The organism is Aeromonas sp. FDAARGOS 1410 (genome assembly GCF_019048745.1).
GTDB lineage: Bacteria > Pseudomonadota > Gammaproteobacteria > Enterobacterales > Aeromonadaceae > Aeromonas > Aeromonas jandaei.
The window spans coordinates 3260736-3276902 of sequence record NZ_CP077401.1; the positions used below are offsets into that span (position 1 = coordinate 3260736).

Consider the following 16167-nt stretch of genomic DNA (forward strand, 5'->3'; position numbering starts at 1 on the left):
ACCCATGAGACTGATTTGCCCCCACTGTGGTGCCCGCGCCAGCACTCGCACATCCATCCGGATGAGCCCGCTTTGCGGCATCGCCACTTACCAATGCAGCAATGTGGATTGCGGCCACACCTTCAAGGCGGGGTTCGAAATCATCGCAACCATCAGCCCCAGTGCCATGCCCAATCCGGCCATTGTGCTGCCCATTGTCCCGCGCAGGGTGAAAGAGGTGGCCCAGTGATCCCCTCACTGGCCGCCAGATTCTGCGCCCAGGTAAAGGAGAAACCAGCATGCAACACACCCAACCAGAGCCCCGCAACATCGCCGGTCTGACCGCCGAAGAGCAGGTGCTGATGAATACCGCAGGCATTGCGCTGTTGCGGGAGCACCTCAATCGGGCGGGTTCAAACCTTGACGGTGATTGGCTCAATGCGCCCAAGACCAAGCGAGTCGCCATTTGTGCCATCGCCCGCCAGCCGTGGGATTCGTTGATGATGGCGACCCTCTCTGCCCTGCCCTATCAGCAGCGTGAGGCGATCCGCCTTGCGGTGATTGCGCTGGATTATCAGTCGCTGTTTCACAGCGGGTGTGATCCGAAGGTGTGGCACCCATCGGTGAAGGTGATGCCGGCAGAACTGGCCGAGCGGAAGAAGAGAGAACAGGCCAAACGCCAGCAACTGGATCATGCGGTGAATGTCGCTGGCCAGATTAGCCAAGAAGGCCCGAGAGCAATCGGGCACTAAAAAGCCCGCTTAACGGAGCTGCAACTCCAAGCGGGCCTTTATCAACAACGTATGAGGAAGTCGACATGGCAACTTTAGCGATCCCCTGCGCACTGCGCAACCTTCGCATCCAGCAACGCAAGCTGACGGGCCGCTATGGCGCCCGTCTTAGCCAACACCCGGACGGGGTTGCGCTGCTCGAGCGTTCCACCGCACTGGCTTGGGCTTCTCTGTTCAGCCGCATCAACCCCTGCACACCTCAACAAGGAGCCTGACCATGACCGCACAACCGACCCAAATCAATCTGCTCAACCACCATGCAGCCAAGCGCCTGCGCCAGTTGCGGGAACAGTTGAAGCTGAGCCGACCCAAGTTTGCCGACCTGCTGGGCATTCCGCCCACCACACTCAAGAACTACGAGCTGGGATACCGCGAGATTGGCGGCGGTTTGTTCCTGCTGATTGCCAACCACCCGGAGCTGAAACGGCACATCAACTGGCTGCTGACCGGCATCGCCACGCCGGAGGTGCAGGAATGAGACAGCTGTTCCACCCCGTATCCGAACAAGAGGCGTTAGCCGAGCTGCCGCGCCTTCAACAACGGCTGACCGCCAAAGCTCGCCCTGCCTCTTTTGCTTATCGAAGGTCAGAGGGCAAATCCCTGTTAGTCCAGGCACAGCAGTCCTTGCGCTGGCACCAGTTGTTTCACCACCTCAACCGGAGGGCCCGCTCATGAGTGACGCCATCAAGATTGCCAGCCAGGCGCCCAAGGTGATCGAGGGTCTACTGGCCGAGATGTTTGCCGCACGCGCCGAGGATAACCGCATCGCCTTGGGCGCACTCTACTCGGGGGATGAATACATCCAGGTGCAACTGGTGGTGACCAGCAAGCCTGCGGATCTGCTCGATGACGATTTGGTGATGGGGGACGAGGCATGAGCACCACGCTGTTCACCCTGGCCAGCCTGAAAGAGTGGCTGGCCCAGAACGAATCGAAACTGCTGCCGACAGCCCCGCTCTGCTGTGGTGGTGAACTCGGTATCTCGATCCGCATCGAGGCGGGCCATATCGCCATCGATGAGCCGGACTTTCAGGCAATAGATGAGGCATGCGATGAGCAACTTCGAACTGTTTGAGCTGGACGCCCAACAAGAGCAGAGCGAAACCGGCCCTGCACATATGCAGCCCACCACACCGGTCAGCCAGCTGACCACCCACTGGTTTGCCGCCCGCGCCGAGTTTATCGCTGCGGGCAGCGATCCGGGATCCGGTGGCCGAGCTGCTGGCGCTCGGCGCAATGCGCACCGTCTACTGGTTGGCCGTTGCCAATGTGGAGTTGGCGCTGGCCCGGGAAATTGCCGAGTGGTGGGCCGAGTGCGCACCACTGCATGGACAGGGGGAGATCATCAAATGAGCCATGGACTGCAATGGGAGCTCACGCTCCTGCAAGATCGCTGGCAAGCCACCTACCGGGAAGACGCGGCTCGGCTGCGCCTTTATCAGCGGGAGCTGGCCCATGCGCGCCGACTACCTGCCCGCCCCCACGCCAGTATCAGGCAGTTGCTGCGCCAGTGTGCGGCCGCTCGCCGATTGAAAGAGCACGCCCAAATGAGCGTTCGCGGCTGCCAATCCCACATCAAACAGCTATCCGGTTATCTCTCTGCATGACCAGCAAGACCAAACGCCTGCCGCTGTCGAAAAGAACGCTGCGGCAGCGCATCGATACCCTTTGCAACTCTCTGCCCGGCGTCAACTTTGACGCCGCTTTTGCTGGTGACCGCGGCCAGTACGATCTGATCTGGGCCATGCAGTTGCTCGATGGGCTCTCCCCCGAGTTGACCAAGAACCTGTTCAAGCAATACATCCGCCGCCGCAAAGAAGGCAGCTTTAGCCATTGCCGCTCTGCCAACATCTGGTTGAGGGAGCGAACCAAGTGGGTGCGGATGCAACTCCAGGCCATCCCGGTCGATCCGAAACAGATGCGCGATGACACCGGCCGCAAACAGATTGCCCACCAGTTCGCCAACCAGACCGCAGCCATTTACAAGCACATCGAACAGGGCATCAAAGAGGGTGCCGAGCCGGATCTGCTGCTGACCTGGGAGCTGATGCGCCAACCGGCCGACCAGTGGGGGTTTATCGGCGAGTTGCCGAAGTTCAAATCCGACGAGGTGCGGGATAACTGGATCCTGAGCGTGATGGTGCGCCTGCTCTCTGCCAAGTGGTGGGAGAAGCGCGTCAACCGCTGCTGGGACAGGCTGCAGGAGCACATCAATATCCTGCTCGGCAAGGTGCGCAAGGGGGTATCGGCTTATGTATCGAACGCCACCATGAAGGTGGCGCGCGAACGCAAGCGGGCCATGATGCGCTGGCTGGCCGAGTCGGAAGTGGTCAACGAGCGTTATGACCTGGTCGTGTCGATGAAGGATTGCTGGGAGGCCAGCGTCTCCAACCCGGTCAACCGCCGCAAAGAGATGATGACCAGGATGCGCGGCTTTGAGGACTACGCCGAGGAGCAGGGTCATGTGGGGGTGTTCTTTACCTGGACAGCCCCGAGCCGCTTCCACGCCTGGAAGACCGGCCGCAACGGCAAGACCATCGAGAACGACAAGTACCAGGGCGCCACCCCGCGCGAAACCTGTTCCTATCTGGCCAAGCTGTGGAGCCTGACCCGCGCCTCACTCAAGCGAAATGATTTACCTGTTTACGGCTTTCGGGTCTGCGAACCGCACCATGACGGAACCCCGCACTGGCACATGTTGCTCTTTATGCGCCCGAGCGATCGCAACAAAGTGATCAGCACCTTGCAGCACTACGCGCTGACCGACGACAAGAGCGAACTGGTTCGCTCCACGCCAGAGGCGGCCTCCTTTACCGACATAACCCCCCGCTTTGACTGGAAAATCGTTGACCCTGACAAGGGCGATGCTACCGGTTATCTCGCCGCCTATATCGCCAAGAACATAGATGGCGAGCACGTTGATGGGGATGACGAATCGGGTACCCCAGCAGACGTGGGTGCCCAACATGCTTGCGCGTGGGCCAGTTGGTGGGGGATCCGTACCTTCCAGCAGATCGGCGGTGCCCCGGTCGGGGTATGGCGCGAGCTGCGCCGTATCAGCAACGCCAAGAAGAATGCCGATCTGGTTGGCCCACCCAAGCCAGTGCTGCAAGACCCGCGCTTTGAGGCCGCCCGCTTTGCCGCAGATAACGGCATCTTTCGCTGCTACCTGCAAGCCATGGGCGGCGCGATGGCCACCCGTGCCGAACACCCCATCAAACTGGCCCACCTTATCGAGGAGCAGGCCAACAGCTACGGAGAAGACATCAAGCGACTGATGGGTATTACCTCCGCTCGCCTTGGCATCAAGACCCGCCTGCAAGGGTGGGAAGTGGTACCAGCAGGCACCTATGAGGCCGCCAAGGCCGCAGGGGCTGCCGGTGTGGGTGTGGGTTTAGGTGTTGCAGTTCAGTCGGGCGACAGCCCGGCACCTTGGAGCTCTGACAATAACTGTACGCGGCCGGATCCTGATGCCTTCGCAGACCAGATCATAAGGGAACAATGGGAGTTATCGCCCTTCTCCAGCGACCGATTGCGGGCTGGTGCCAACGTCACGATTGACGGTTACACCCTTTGGTTGGAGAACGGGCAGGTGCAGTCGAGCCGATCGCTCCCAAGCGAACCAGATTGGCAGTCAGAAGGCATTCGGCCAGCAGAACAGGACCTGGCGGATGAGTACGCGGTACCAGAAGGGGATCCGGACTGGCCGATGCTGGTTGAGCTGTGCGGTAAGGTTTACCAGGCACAAGGCCACGCCGGGGCGCACCGCTGGATCGAGATGCTGCCGCAGCCCTATCAGTCAGAGATGTGGCGGGTGCTGGAATGGCTGGATGCGCCGGAGTTGCTGCAAAGACAGAACGAATACAGTGAAGAACAAGAAGAGTGGGAGGCATAACATGCTTCCGAGTAGCTAGAGCGCCAGCGCCCATACCATCAACTGGGACGAGTACAGCTGCTTGGATAACCGAATAGTCTACATCCTACCGCAATGTTGACCAGTCAACGGGATCTACCAGTAGGTGGGGATTCTACAGGACAAACAACAACCACATTGCCAGCTCTCCACTCACACCTTATCAGTAGTATACTGACCACTTATTACAGTATGTGGGACTGCTTTATTTACTCTGTGCACTATTCCCCCTACTATCACTTATAATGTCATTATTATTAATTCCAAAAACCAGAAAACTTGGAGGGTTGAAATGAAAAATCGCCTCTCAAAGAAAAGAGAGATAATAGACAGACTAAATGATGAATTTGACAAACATCATTATCTTGAGAAAAGAAATCGTTCAATAGCATCCCTCTATAAGATGTTGCGTTATAAGAGCATCGAATATAAAAAATCTATCGAGGCTGCACAAAAAGAATTAACTCTGTCCACTGGCGTTAGGCAAAGATATACCAAGTATGATTTGGTTGCCTGTTCAATTGCAGGAAAGCATGGGAAATTTTTCGCTTTTGGAACATCATTGAAAGTGCTGTCTTCATACAATAAAAAGCTACATAATAAATTAATAAAACTCGGTAAAATAGGAACCCCATCAAATCATCCTGAATCAGACAATATAATAGGGAAGTGCGCAGAAGTAAAAACAGCAAACCATATAATTAACGCCAACAAAAAACTAGAAATCCTCGACATCACGTTTACTGCTGCAATTCGTCCAAGAACCCTTGAAAAAATTAGCCGCTGTCCTAATTGCGTTTATGTTTTTGGGGAAGAGAAATGAATTCCACTGGTTTTGATTTCGACTTATTCTTTTCAACAAGCGATGAGCCAATTTACTGTTTGGATAAAGAAATATATTTATCATCACTACTACACATACCATTTATTCACATAGCTACAGCTGGAGGGTTAGTTCACGAGAATATATATAAGAGACAAACGCATGCCCAGATAAGGAAAAAGATAAAGCTTCTTCACAATGATATAAAGATGGATTTTCTAGTAAATCCAAATTTAGATAAAATTCTAGACCAAAAAAAGATATTGAATGACGAAAGCTATACTTTCAACAGAGAATCATACTTACATGACTTCATTGAGTATGCAAAATGTGGGTTTCTATCTTTCGACAGGACAACACTGAATAAAACAAGTGATAATAGTTATCATTTGGTTGCCTACCCTGTATTTGATGAAAACTATCCTGAAATTATCAAGAATTTGTTTAACATGAATTTGAAGCGTTATAACCACCGCATATTAAACAAATATATCCAGAGGTTTGTAACACATGATTTAAATGCAAATCTTCATGGTGAGCATTTAGTTCTGAAAATGGGTGCGAGATCACAAGTTGTACTATCAATGTAAGTTATCATTTATTTAAATTTTAAGGTTAGGCAACTGAAAATATGTTACTTATTTTTGACCTTAATATACAAAAGGTCACAGAGTAATGTATGACGGTACTTGAATCACAATAAATAAGGGGCGCTATTGCGCCTCCAGTCCTTTCAGAACCAACTGCCGCCCATCAAGCTCAACACCTGCTGTTCGGTGGTCTTGCTTAGGGTGTGGGCGAATGACAGAGTAGCCACCCAGCTGTGGCCGCTCTCTGCGTCGGAGCATGGGCAAAGATAGGTATTGCATCACTCACTTAACCACAGGCAACTCGCCGATCGCGGTGGTATAGCGGGGGCTTAGCTGCTCCCGCTTCATCATCCACTCTCGAGTATCCCAGCCGCGGGCCGCGAAGTAGACCTTCCCCAGCCGCCCTTGGTTGATCTTGTCGATGACCTGCATCAGCGCCTCGCTGCGTGGGGATTGCTGCTGGGCGGCGAACAGGTCGCCCTGCTGCATGTTGGTGGGGGTGAAGTCGGCCAGCATGACGCCCCCTTTCTGGTATCGCTGCTCATCGCGCCAGATCCGCGGGAGCAGTTCCGGGATCAGGGCCAGCAAGGCACGGGTGTCATGGGTGGGCGTGGCCAGCTTGGTGCTCACCTGGTTGCCATAATAGGGCTCCCGATCGCTAAACGGGCTGGTGCGAATGAACAGGGTCACGTGCCGGCAGCACATCCCCTCCCCCCGCAGCTTCTCGGCGGCCCGCTCCATGTAGCCGGCCAGCGCCTGGCGCATGGGGCCTATCTGGGTGATGCGCTCCCCAAACGAGCGCGAGCAGATGATCTGCTGTTTGGACTGTGCCTCTTGCTCCAGCTCGGCGCAGGGGATCCCACGCAGCTCCTGCACCGTGCGCTCGACCACCACGCCATATCGACGGCGCAGCGCCTTGGGGTCGGCAGCGACTAGGTCGGCCACCGTCTTGATGCCCTGGGCCTCCAGCTTGGCGGTGAGCCGCCGACCAATGCCCCATATCTCGTCCACCGGGGTGATCGCCATCAGCCGGGCCCGCCGCGCTTCATCCCGCAGCTCGACCACACCGCCGGTGGCGGGCCACTTCTTGGCAGCGTAGTTAGCGAGCTTGGCGAGCGTCTTGGTGGGGCCAATGCCAACTCCCACGGTCAACCCCGTCCACAGCTGCACCCGCTCGCGAATCTGGCGGCCATAGGCCACCAAGTCGCCTGCCCAGGACTCGCTCAGTTCGATGAAAGCCTCGTCGATGCTGTAGACCTCCACTGCCGGGGCCATTCCCTCCAGAATGGTCATCACCCGGTTCGACATGTCGCCATAGAGTGCGTAGTTGCTGGAGAACCAGACCCCGCCCATGGCCTCGAAGAATTGGCGGATCTGGAAATATGGAATTCCCATCTTGATGCCCAGCGCCTTGGCCTCTGCCGAGCGGGCCACCACACAGCCATCGTTGTTGGAGAGCACCACGATAGGCCGTCCCTTCAAGTCGGGGCGGAACAGCCGCTCGCAACTGGCGTAGAAGTTGTTCACGTCGACCAGGGCGACGGCGCAGCGCTTGTTCATGGGGTATCCATCTTGTGTACGACAAAGGCCACCACTCCGAAAATCTCCAGCTCCTGCCCATCGTTGAAATGGATAGGCTGATAGGCGGAGTTACCAGGGAGCAAAGCCACTGTCGGTACAAGCTGCAGCTTCTTCACCGTGAACTCGCCATCAACCGCCGCAACCACCACACAGCCGTGCCGTACCTTGCGGCTGCGGTCCACGACCAGCAGGTCACCATCGCGGATCCCGTGGTCGACCATGCTGTCACCGGCCGCCCGCACAAAGTAAGTAGCCGCCGGGTGAGTCACGCACAACTGGTTAAGGTCGATGGTCTGTTCGGTGTAGTCCTGCGCCGGCGACGGGAAGCCACAGGCCACAGGGGAGAGGAACAGGGGCAGATCCAACAAGGGAGCATCAGGAGTGGGTTGAGCAAACATGCTGGCAATCTCGAAATTGCTGTATGGATAACCAGTATAGCAAGGCGCCAAAATTGGATCACCGTGCGACGTTTGGCTCCGCCATTCTGGGTGCCCTGTGTATGTTTCCTGCCAAAACTAACGTACCCTTCCCTGTGTAGAACCGGTACCCTGCCGGCGGTTTTTCTTGGCAGCTGGGCCGCCATCAGACTTCTACAAGCCGTCTAAGCCATGTTCAGTCTGTTCACGACGCCACTGCTGTAGCTGGTTGGAATTCAGTTTTTCGCACCGTAGAAACGCACCGATTTCCCGATGCTGACAGGCATCGACCTGCTGAAGGATGGATTGCTTGTATTCGGCACTAAAGGCAAGTAATACCCACTTCTCCAGCTCGGGTTTTGGCACAACCTTAGAACCGGCAGATGTGTATGATTTATGCGTTTTCGTTCTCCTGAGTGCCCTGATTTATACGTTATCTCAAAATCAGTTAGCTCAGGCTTACGTTGACACACAAGGAGGGGTATGGTGACGCTGAAGGTTGGCCGAGCATTTTTGCTGTAAGTATTCCAAAGGGTTACTCGGCCGGTGTTAACTAGGCCCCACTCCCAATTACTGAATACAAGGGGCAAATCAAAAGTTGGGTTAACATAAGACCCTCCTCTATCATCTTAAACACGGCAGGAATCTATCATAAAACCAATATGTGTCAATAGAGATCATTCTATTTGATTGTTTATATTGAAAAATAACGCTCGCGGTAAGTTTAAGCTTAACAATTTTCTCAAGAGGGATTAACAATACATGGTGTTTTTACTATTGCGTTGGTTTTAGTGTTTAGGGTGGGTTGTAGAGCCTTTGGCTGTGCGTCCAGCCCCTGAAAAAAGCGTTAGGTCGCAACAAACTCACACACAATATATAGCAGTAGCGAATAAACAGGGAAAAACTGGGGGCGTAATAGCACCCCCGGTTTTCTCAATACCACTTGTTGCCCTGCTGGCATCCGTAATGCCTATCAAGCTCAGCATTAGCTGGTTAGATGTTCAAGCCGATGGACTCAGGGTATGGCAAAAGCCTAGTTGGCCGCACTGAACTGGGTAACCTCTTCGAGTGTGAAAGGATCTGATGGAAAGTGAAGGATCGCAAAAAGGAGCCGTTATCCCCCGCGCGGCCAGCGCTGGCGCGGGGAGCAGATAGCCGCCATCAATCGTTCACATGCATGGAAATAGATACATAAAGCGCGCAGGCGAGGCGGGGTCCCGATTGCGCGCGCTGGGTGTTGAGGGGCCTTTCGAGGCTTCGCTCATGCTCGCAGGGGCGCGTGAAGGATCTCGGGAGTGTGGTTGCGAAGGGATAGCCGGCGATGGCCTGTAACACGACTGGTGAGCTCTGGCTGGATGGGATCCCAACCAAAACAAAGCCCCCTGGGTAGGGGGCTTTGAATTAAATCATGGAGGAATTTGGAGGAATTCCAATTTGAAGATAGCTAAGGTTTTCAGCTTTGCACTGTCAGATCTGACAGTCGATAAGAAGTGAATCGGATTATCTCCTCCCCTGCCCACTCGTTGAACTGCGCAAAGTTCGCCTTCATGCTATCGATCTCGTTGACGTCAAACACCTGGGCCGCCTTGGTCACATCCCCAAATCCGCCCGTGTTGTTCGGTACGACCCCCATCAGTTGCGGCGGTACCCGATGGGCCGCCAGCTGGTCATCCCGGCTCACCCCCTTGATGGACAGGAAATCATCCTTGGCCGCAATCTCGGCCACCGGGATCAGCTTCACCGAATCCGCCTTGCCACCCGGGGTATAGAGCAGCAGGTTACGGAAGTTGCCCGGCCCCTTGCTGTTTTGCAGCGCCGTCTTGAGCGCGGTGATGTCGCCCTCGTTCTGCAAGGCATCGCTGATATGCAGAATAAACCCCGCATGGCTGCCGTTCTCGTAGTAGCGGCGGCGGAACAGCGTGGCCGACTCGTTGAGCAGTGCCGAGTTCAGGCTGGCCACATAGTCGGGGATGCCATAAATCTCCTGGTTAACGTCCGCCTCCATCACATGCCCCACATCACCGGCGGGCAACTCCACCTCATGCCCAAGCTTTGGCACCCACCAATAGCGATCCAGCTCGAGGGAGCGGCGAGTGTACTTGGCCGGCATCTGGTCATAGCGAAGCGTGCCACCCAGCCGGTTGCGCACCCGCTGCAGGTGAGCATTGCCGAAGATCTCGTAGTCCATCACCAGCCCGGTGAAGGCGGCCAAGCTCAGTTTGGGATGAGGAATAAAACAGCCGCGCAAGATATTGCGCTTCACCTGGATGGCCGAGGCGTGATGCACCGCAGCCCGATAGACCCGCGCCAGCCCGTGCAGGCTCAGGGGATGCTCATACCAGCGGCCGTTGTGCATCGACTCCAGGTAATCGAACACCTCCCGCTGGGACAACACCGGGATAGCCTCCCCAAACGTAAACGCCTGCACACCGGCAGGCGAGTTGATCTGCTCACTCATCAGTAAATCTCCATAAAGCCGGAATTGGTGCCGGTCTGCCCCTCAAGGGGCTCGTGTAACAGGGCTTGCATGGTTGCCCAGGCAATATCGGCGTGGCTGGTCTCATCGGATCGGCTGGCCTCGAAGGTGGGCAGCTTGCCGCTTTGGGTCACGGCGCGGCGAATGCTCATGAACGCCTGGGCCAAGTCGGTCCAGCCGCTGTCGAACTCCAGCCGCCCCTTGTTCATCACATCCTGTGCCTTCATCACCATCCGCATCTTCACGTTGGGGTTGTACTGAATGGCGGTCACTGCCGGATAAAATTGCTTCACCAGCTGATAAACCCCCTCCCCGATACCGGTGGTATCGATGCCGATATAGGCGACGTTGTAGCGATCGCAGATGGCGCGAATGGATTTGGCCTGGGCATCAAAGTCCATCCCCTGCCAGCGGTGACGCTCCAACACCCGAAACTTGCCGCCCGGCACCAGTGGCGGGGCCAACACAGCGCAGCCGGCGCTGTCACCTTTGCCCCCTTTGGCCGGGTCATAGCCGATCCACACGGCCCGGTTGGCCAGCGGCCGCAAGGTGTGGGGCTTGTAGTCCTCCCACACCAGCCAGCTGTCAACCATGCAGCGCTGCAGCGTCGCCAACGGAAACAGGCTCTCGGTGTCATCCATGAACTCGCACATCAGCAGGTTGCGGTATTCATCCTCGGAATACTCACTGCGCAGCTGATCCAGGTCGAACAGGTTGCAACCGCCGCGCACCGCATCTTCCACGGTGACGATCTGCCGCCACTGACCATCGGCGCACAGCTTGCCGGCAGACAGGTTGGCGTGGCTCAGGTCAATCTCGACCCGGTCGGCCTTGGCCTTGCCGCGGTTAAAGTTGGCGCCAGACCAGAATCCATAAGCGGGATGGGAAAGGCTGGAGGGGGTGGAGATGTAGGTCTGGCGCCACTTCTTGTGCATCGCCATACCGGAGGCCACCTTGCGGAACTCCAGAAAGCCGTGGATCCAGAAATACTCGTCCATGTAGATATTGCCGTGATAGCTCTGGGCGGTGCGGGCGTTGGTACCGAGGAAGTAAAGGTGCGCCCCGTTCGGCAGCACCATGGGGTCACCTTTGAGCTCAACCCCCTCCTCCTTGGCGAACTGGATGATGTACTGCTTGAACATGTGGGCCTGCGCCTTGCTGGCTGACAGGAAAATCTGATTGCGCCCGGTCACCAGGGCATCAATGAACGCCTCGAAGGCAAAGAAGTAAGTCGCCCCGATCTGGCGCGACTTGAGCAGGTCGCGGATCCGGTACTCCTGCCCAGCCTGATACCAGACCCGCTGGTAATCGAACATAGTCGACTCAAACCGCTCGATGAGCCGCTCTTGCTGCTCGGGCTCCACCACGTTGCACTCGGGGGCCTTCTTCGGCCCCTTGTTGCGGTTGGCCACCTTGGGGTTGAGGTCGGCCTCGTTGCCGCCGTTGCTGTACTTGTTGACCCGGGCGATACGCTCGAGCTGGCGGCCCAGCAGATCAATCTCCTTGAAGTCACCGCCGCTCTTGGTCTCCTTCATCACCAGCTGGATCATGCGCGCCTCGATGGCGCTATCCACCCGGTCTATCGGTTTGATGTCCTCCCAGCCGTCGCGTTTCTTCCAGGTCGAGACGGTACCCTCCGGCGTTTGCAGCAACTCGGCAATGGCGCGCAGCGGGTACCCCTGAAAGAACAGGTACATGGCCTGCCGTCTGGGGTCGAGATGAGGAAAGATGATGGGTGCTGTTGTCATGGCGCCAGTCTACCCAGCCGCTACTACCCCAAACGCCCCACTGCCAGTGTGTAGCGCAACCACACACTGGCCCCGAATTGCACGATCCCGCCGCTCACCCAGACCATAACCGCGACATCATTACCCAATTACCAAAGGGATCCCAGCACATGCCTAAGTCCAAATTCTTCCGTGTTGCGGTTGAGGGGGGCACCACCGACGGTCGCGCCATCACCCGCGAATGGATTGAGCAGATGGCCCAGCGCTACAACCAGGCCACCTATGGCGCACGGGTCAATATGGAGCATATCCGGGGCCTTGACCCCAACGGCTTGTTCAAGATGTACGGCGACATCACCGCCGCCAAGACCGAGGAGGTCACCATCGAGGGGGAACAGCGGCTGGCCCTGTTCGTCCAGATTGACCCGACGCCGGAGCTGATCGCGCTGAACAAGAAGCGCCAGAAGGTCTACACCTCCATCGAGATCCACCCCAACCTGAACGAAAAAGGGGCCTACATGATGGGGCTGGCCGTCACCGACAGCCCGGCAAGCCTTGGCACCGAAATGCTGCAGTTCTGCAGCAAAGCCGCGGTCAACCCGCTGGCCGACCGCAAATACCATCCGGAATGCCTGTTTACCGAAGCCCTCGAAACCGTCATCGAGTTTGAAGATGAGCAGGAGAAAGGCCCGGGCCTGCTGGAACGGATCAGCGCCATTTTCACCAGCCACAAGCAGCAATCGACCGCCGATTTCAGCGAGGTGCATCAGGCCGTCGAAGCCGTGGCCAAAGAGGTGACCAGCCTCGATACCGACCTGCAAACCAGGTTCAACGAACTGACAGCCCGGCAAACGGCGACCGCCAACGCCCTGGCCGACCTGACCACCCAGCTCGAGCGCCAGGAAGATTTCAGCCACAAGCGCCAGCCTGCCACCGGTGACGATGGCACCAAGCCAACTTCCACCGATTTTTAAGGGACCCCGATAATGCGCAACGATACCCGTCAGCAATTCGAGCAGTACACCAGCCAACTGGCGAGCCTGAATGCCGTCAGCTCGGCCATGGTGCAATTCAGTGTCGAGCCCAGTATCCAGCAAAAGCTGGAAACCAAAATGCAGGAGTCCGTCGACTTCCTCGGCATGATCAACATCGTGCCAGTGGATGAACTCAAAGGGGAAAAGGTCGGCATCGGCATCAATGGCACCATCGCCTCTCGCACCGATACCAGTGGCGGCAAGGCCCGTGTCCCGTTCGACCCGACCGGACTGCAAAACACCAAATACGAGTGCGAAAAGACCAACTACGACACCAGCATCGGTTACGCCAAGCTTGATGCATGGGCCAAGTTCAAAGACTTCCAGATCCGCATTCGCGATGCCATCGTCAAGCGCCAGGGCCTGGACCGCATCATGATCGGCTGGAACGGCAAACTTGCCGCGAAAGACACCGATCGCGTCCAGTTCCCCATGCTGCAGGATGTCAACATCGGCTGGATTGAACACACCCGCCATGATGCTCCCGCCCAGGTGATGAGCGAAGGGGATGCGGGCACCGGCCATATCTACATCTACCAACCCAACAGTGAAGCCGACACCAAAGAGGGGGATTACGGCAACCTCGACGCCCTGGTGTTCGATCTGGTCAACAGCAAGATCAAACCCTGGTACCAGGACGACACCGATCTGGTGGTGATCTGCGGTCGCAAGCTGCTGGCCGACAAATACTTCCCCATCCTCAACGAGACCCGGGACAACCAGAACAAGCTGGCCGGTCAGGTACTGGTGAGCCAGAAGCAGATTGGCGGCCTGCTGGCGATCCGCGTCCCCTTCGTCCCGGAAGACACCCTGATCGTCACCCGCCTCGACAACCTCTCCATCTACTGGCAGATCGGCGGCCGCCGTCGCCATCTGGAAGAGCAGCCGAGCCTCGACCGCATCGTCAACTGGGAATCCTCCAACGATGCCTACGTGGTCGAGGATTACGACTGCATCGCCGTCGCAGAAAACATCACGCTAGGCGCCAAACCTGCGCCTGCAGGCGGTTAAGGAGCCACGATGACACCTGCACAACGACACACCGCTCGTATCATGGCCGCCCTGCAAGGGGCGGCCAATCCCGAGCAGGATCGCGCCGCCGCCAACCAGTACGAACTCCAGCTGATGCAGCTGGCCGAGCACCGCCGCACCCTCAAGGGCATCCAGAGCCTCGAGCGCAAGATTGACGCCAAACGCACCATGCTGGCCACCTACACACCGTGGATTGATGGCCTGCTGGCCGCCGATCGCGGTGGTCAGGATGACGTCATGGTGACCGTGATGCTATGGCACCTCGACACCGGCGATCTGGCAAGTGCCCTGCCGATGGCTGATTACGTGATCCGCCACGGCCTCAATACCCCGGACCAGTACGAACGCACCGCCCCCACCCTTATCGCCGAAGAGGTGGCCGATACCGCCATCAAGCTGCAAGAGGCGGGTAATGGCCCATCCCTGCCATTGCTCAGCAGCTACATGAGCATGCTGGCTGACTGCGACATCTTCGACCAGGTGCGCGCCAAGCTGCACAAGGCGGTGGGCCGCGCCTGTTATGCCGAAGGGCTCAAGGAGCAAGCGGCGGACCACTACCGCCGCGCCATCGAGCTGCACGACAAGGTGGGCATCAAGCGAGAGCTGGAAGATCTGGTTCGCGAGATCAAAAAAGAGAAAGCCGCCTCCGGACAACCCGCCAACGAACCGGCACCGCAGCCGGGCGCTGAGCCTCAATCCGAATCACAGCCATCCGAACAGCCTGACCCCGCCCCCGGCGAGGCCAGCTAACCGAGCGAACCCCGCACCCTGGGCGGCTCGGGCCTGACGAATGCCAGCGGCATACCAGACGGCCCGACCACCGCCCAACATGCGGCGCCACCTCAAATCAGGAGCACCATGAGCACCGGATTTTTAGCCACCAACCCGACCCCGGCCGCCACAGAAGAGGGCGAGATCACCAGCGCCCCCTTCTGGCCGGCCATCTCGCTCTGCGCGCTGCGCGACACCGTCCGGCTCGATGGCACCGTCACCACCGCCCGCCTCACTCATGCGGTGATCGACGCCATTACCAGCGTCAACCGGGATCTGGCCCAGTGGCGCAGCGCCAGAGAAAGTGAAGGTCACGCCACCCTGGCCGCCGTACCCGCCGAGCCCATCAATGGTGAATCGACATACCTGCACAGCTACCGGCGCGCCGTCTACGCCATGACCCGCGCCAACCTGCTCGAGCGCTACACCGACTACAGCGCCACCGGTGACGGCATCAAAGGGGCCGATGCCAAAGAGATAAGTTCGGATGACCTCTACCGCGACGCCCGCTTTGCCATTCGCGACATCATCGGCACCACCCACACCACGGTGGAGCTCATCTGATGCAACTGCGCAGCCTGCAGGGCGACACCCTCGATCTCATCCTGTTTCGTCACTACGGCTACACCGCAGGCATCACCGAGCAGGTGCTCAACCTTAACCCCGGTCTGGCCGCGCTCGGCCCCATCCTGCCAACCGGCACCCTCATCAACATGCCAGCGGCCCCCACTCAGGCCGAACAGCCGCTGATCCAGCTATGGGACTGACTGTCATGCGACAAAAGAGAACACCGACATGAGCCGCCTCGACGACGAACTCGAACGACTGGCCAACATCAGCGAGCAGCAACTGGCTGCCCGCATCCATGCCGCCCGCATTGCGGGCACTGGCCCCCACTATTGCATCGACTGCGACGACCCGATCCCGCAAGAGCGCCGCGAGGCGATCCGGGGCTGCGAGCGCTGCGCCGACTGCCAGACCATCCACGAATTCCAACTCGCCCGCCACTGCGGCAGCAAACGATAGGAGAGCAC

The 16167-nt window shown here is 57.6% G+C and carries 20 protein-coding genes and 2 pseudogenes; 17 read left to right on the top strand and 5 right to left on the bottom strand.

Going from position 1 to position 16167, the window contains the following annotated elements:
* Window positions 1-4 precede the first annotated feature (4 nt).
* From I6L40_RS15060 to I6L40_RS15110, 11 genes and pseudogenes are all read left to right on the top strand, one after another.
* On the top strand, window positions 5-229 hold the full coding sequence (locus I6L40_RS15060; protein WP_005351998.1) for an ogr/Delta-like zinc finger family protein: 225 nt from the start codon (window positions 5-7) through the stop codon (window positions 227-229).
* Between the two features lie 49 nt (window positions 230-278).
* Entirely contained in the window at window positions 279-731 is a 453-nt protein-coding gene (locus I6L40_RS15065) for a hypothetical protein (protein ID WP_216994490.1), read from the top strand.
* A 65-nt stretch (window positions 732-796) separates the two neighbouring features.
* A complete protein-coding gene (locus I6L40_RS15070) occupies window positions 797-985 on the top strand; it encodes a hypothetical protein (protein ID WP_058056131.1) in 189 nt (62 codons plus the stop codon).
* Window positions 986-987: 2 nt separating this feature from the next.
* On the top strand, window positions 988-1248 hold the full coding sequence (locus I6L40_RS15075) for a DNA-binding transcriptional regulator (RefSeq protein ID WP_216994491.1): 261 nt from the start codon (window positions 988-990) through the stop codon (window positions 1246-1248).
* A gap of 193 nt (window positions 1249-1441) precedes the next feature.
* Window positions 1442-1648: a hypothetical protein gene (locus I6L40_RS15080; protein WP_019445397.1), complete on the top strand. Its 207-nt coding sequence runs from the start codon at window positions 1442-1444 to the stop codon at window positions 1646-1648.
* Window positions 1645-1845: a hypothetical protein gene (locus tag I6L40_RS15085; protein ID WP_005352019.1), complete on the top strand. Its 201-nt coding sequence runs from the start codon at window positions 1645-1647 to the stop codon at window positions 1843-1845. The genes I6L40_RS15080 and I6L40_RS15085 overlap by 4 nt, the downstream gene beginning before the upstream one ends.
* A pseudogene (locus tag I6L40_RS21155) lies at window positions 1823-2123 on the top strand (hypothetical protein). The gene I6L40_RS15085 and the pseudogene I6L40_RS21155 overlap by 23 nt, the downstream one beginning before the upstream one ends.
* On the top strand, window positions 2120-2377 hold the full coding sequence (locus I6L40_RS15095; RefSeq protein WP_071911259.1) for a hypothetical protein: 258 nt from the start codon (window positions 2120-2122) through the stop codon (window positions 2375-2377). Before I6L40_RS21155 ends, I6L40_RS15095 begins: the two are co-directional and overlap by 4 nt.
* A complete protein-coding gene (locus I6L40_RS15100; RefSeq protein ID WP_216994492.1) occupies window positions 2374-4665 on the top strand; it encodes a replication endonuclease in 2292 nt (763 codons plus the stop codon). The genes I6L40_RS15095 and I6L40_RS15100 overlap by 4 nt, the downstream gene beginning before the upstream one ends.
* Window positions 4666-4975: 310 nt before the next feature.
* Entirely contained in the window at window positions 4976-5506 is a 531-nt protein-coding gene (locus I6L40_RS15105) for a hypothetical protein (protein ID WP_216994493.1), read from the top strand.
* A complete protein-coding gene (locus I6L40_RS15110) occupies window positions 5503-6096 on the top strand; it encodes a hypothetical protein (protein ID WP_216994494.1) in 594 nt (197 codons plus the stop codon). The genes I6L40_RS15105 and I6L40_RS15110 overlap by 4 nt, the downstream gene beginning before the upstream one ends.
* Window positions 6097-6219: 123 nt before the next feature.
* Here the strand turns inward: I6L40_RS15110 and I6L40_RS21160 are convergent.
* The 5 genes and pseudogenes from I6L40_RS21160 to I6L40_RS15130 all read right to left on the bottom strand — a co-directional run.
* Window positions 6220-6359, bottom strand: a pseudogene (locus tag I6L40_RS21160) (transcriptional regulator); the annotation flags it as partial.
* 19 nt (window positions 6360-6378) lie between these two features.
* On the bottom strand, window positions 6379-7656 hold the full coding sequence (gene umuC / locus I6L40_RS15115; RefSeq protein WP_216994495.1) for a translesion error-prone DNA polymerase V subunit UmuC: 1278 nt from the start codon (window positions 7654-7656) through the stop codon (window positions 6379-6381).
* A complete protein-coding gene (umuD, locus tag I6L40_RS15120) occupies window positions 7653-8075 on the bottom strand; it encodes a translesion error-prone DNA polymerase V autoproteolytic subunit (RefSeq protein WP_216994496.1) in 423 nt (140 codons plus the stop codon). Before umuD ends, umuC begins: the two co-directional genes overlap by 4 nt.
* 1471 nt (window positions 8076-9546) lie before the next feature.
* Entirely contained in the window at window positions 9547-10551 is a 1005-nt protein-coding gene (locus I6L40_RS15125) for a phage portal protein (RefSeq protein ID WP_216994497.1), read from the bottom strand.
* Window positions 10551-12317 (bottom strand): terminase ATPase subunit family protein, encoded by a 1767-nt coding sequence (locus I6L40_RS15130; RefSeq protein WP_216994498.1) that lies wholly within the window; start codon window positions 12315-12317, stop codon window positions 10551-10553. The genes I6L40_RS15125 and I6L40_RS15130 overlap by 1 nt, the downstream gene beginning before the upstream one ends.
* 149 nt (window positions 12318-12466) lie before the next feature.
* On the opposite strand from I6L40_RS15130, the gene I6L40_RS15135 reads away from it, so the two are divergent.
* The 6 genes from I6L40_RS15135 to I6L40_RS15160 all read left to right on the top strand — a co-directional run bounded on the left by I6L40_RS15135 (window position 12467) and on the right by I6L40_RS15160 (window position 16159).
* Entirely contained in the window at window positions 12467-13270 is an 804-nt protein-coding gene (locus I6L40_RS15135) for a GPO family capsid scaffolding protein (protein ID WP_216951064.1), read from the top strand.
* 12 nt (window positions 13271-13282) lie between these two features.
* A complete protein-coding gene (locus I6L40_RS15140) occupies window positions 13283-14341 on the top strand; it encodes a phage major capsid protein, P2 family (RefSeq protein ID WP_216994499.1) in 1059 nt (352 codons plus the stop codon).
* A gap of 9 nt (window positions 14342-14350) precedes the next feature.
* Entirely contained in the window at window positions 14351-15112 is a 762-nt protein-coding gene (gene gpM, locus I6L40_RS15145) for a phage terminase small subunit (protein ID WP_216994500.1), read from the top strand.
* A gap of 108 nt (window positions 15113-15220) precedes the next feature.
* Window positions 15221-15697 (top strand): head completion/stabilization protein, encoded by a 477-nt coding sequence (locus tag I6L40_RS15150; protein ID WP_216994501.1) that lies wholly within the window; start codon window positions 15221-15223, stop codon window positions 15695-15697.
* Entirely contained in the window at window positions 15697-15900 is a 204-nt protein-coding gene (locus I6L40_RS15155) for a tail protein X (RefSeq protein ID WP_005352059.1), read from the top strand. The genes I6L40_RS15150 and I6L40_RS15155 overlap by 1 nt, the downstream gene beginning before the upstream one ends.
* A gap of 28 nt (window positions 15901-15928) precedes the next feature.
* Window positions 15929-16159 (top strand): TraR/DksA C4-type zinc finger protein, encoded by a 231-nt coding sequence (locus tag I6L40_RS15160; RefSeq protein WP_019445413.1) that lies wholly within the window; start codon window positions 15929-15931, stop codon window positions 16157-16159.
* Window positions 16160-16167 lie beyond the last annotated feature (8 nt).

What these genes read in the sequence shown, in the direction of transcription:
- I6L40_RS15075 (WP_216994491.1), top strand. Translation starts at nt 988, where the DNA reads ATGACCGCACAACCGACCCAAATCAATCTGCTCAACCACCATGCAGCC.
- gpM (WP_216994500.1), top strand. Translation starts at nt 14,351, where the DNA reads ATGACACCTGCACAACGACACACCGCTCGTATCATGGCCGCCCTGCAA.
- I6L40_RS15155 (WP_005352059.1), top strand. Translation starts at nt 15,697, where the DNA reads ATGCAACTGCGCAGCCTGCAGGGCGACACCCTCGATCTCATCCTGTTT.
- I6L40_RS15150 (WP_216994501.1), top strand. Translation starts at nt 15,221, where the DNA reads ATGAGCACCGGATTTTTAGCCACCAACCCGACCCCGGCCGCCACAGAA.
- umuC (WP_216994495.1), bottom strand. Translation starts at nt 7,656, where the DNA reads ATGAACAAGCGCTGCGCCGTCGCCCTGGTCGACGTGAACAACTTCTAC.
- umuD (WP_216994496.1), bottom strand. Translation starts at nt 8,075, where the DNA reads ATGTTTGCTCAACCCACTCCTGATGCTCCCTTGTTGGATCTGCCCCTG.
- I6L40_RS15110 (WP_216994494.1), top strand. Translation starts at nt 5,503, where the DNA reads ATGAATTCCACTGGTTTTGATTTCGACTTATTCTTTTCAACAAGCGAT.
- I6L40_RS15070 (WP_058056131.1), top strand. Translation starts at nt 797, where the DNA reads ATGGCAACTTTAGCGATCCCCTGCGCACTGCGCAACCTTCGCATCCAG.
- I6L40_RS15085 (WP_005352019.1), top strand. Translation starts at nt 1,645, where the DNA reads ATGAGCACCACGCTGTTCACCCTGGCCAGCCTGAAAGAGTGGCTGGCC.
- I6L40_RS15105 (WP_216994493.1), top strand. Translation starts at nt 4,976, where the DNA reads ATGAAAAATCGCCTCTCAAAGAAAAGAGAGATAATAGACAGACTAAAT.
- I6L40_RS15135 (WP_216951064.1), top strand. Translation starts at nt 12,467, where the DNA reads ATGCCTAAGTCCAAATTCTTCCGTGTTGCGGTTGAGGGGGGCACCACC.
- I6L40_RS15100 (WP_216994492.1), top strand. Translation starts at nt 2,374, where the DNA reads ATGACCAGCAAGACCAAACGCCTGCCGCTGTCGAAAAGAACGCTGCGG.
- I6L40_RS15140 (WP_216994499.1), top strand. Translation starts at nt 13,283, where the DNA reads ATGCGCAACGATACCCGTCAGCAATTCGAGCAGTACACCAGCCAACTG.
- I6L40_RS15060 (WP_005351998.1), top strand. Translation starts at nt 5, where the DNA reads ATGAGACTGATTTGCCCCCACTGTGGTGCCCGCGCCAGCACTCGCACA.
- I6L40_RS15095 (WP_071911259.1), top strand. Translation starts at nt 2,120, where the DNA reads ATGAGCCATGGACTGCAATGGGAGCTCACGCTCCTGCAAGATCGCTGG.
- I6L40_RS15125 (WP_216994497.1), bottom strand. Translation starts at nt 10,551, where the DNA reads ATGAGTGAGCAGATCAACTCGCCTGCCGGTGTGCAGGCGTTTACGTTT.
- I6L40_RS15160 (WP_019445413.1), top strand. Translation starts at nt 15,929, where the DNA reads ATGAGCCGCCTCGACGACGAACTCGAACGACTGGCCAACATCAGCGAG.
- I6L40_RS15065 (WP_216994490.1), top strand. Translation starts at nt 279, where the DNA reads ATGCAACACACCCAACCAGAGCCCCGCAACATCGCCGGTCTGACCGCC.
- I6L40_RS15130 (WP_216994498.1), bottom strand. Translation starts at nt 12,317, where the DNA reads ATGACAACAGCACCCATCATCTTTCCTCATCTCGACCCCAGACGGCAG.
- I6L40_RS15080 (WP_019445397.1), top strand. Translation starts at nt 1,442, where the DNA reads ATGAGTGACGCCATCAAGATTGCCAGCCAGGCGCCCAAGGTGATCGAG.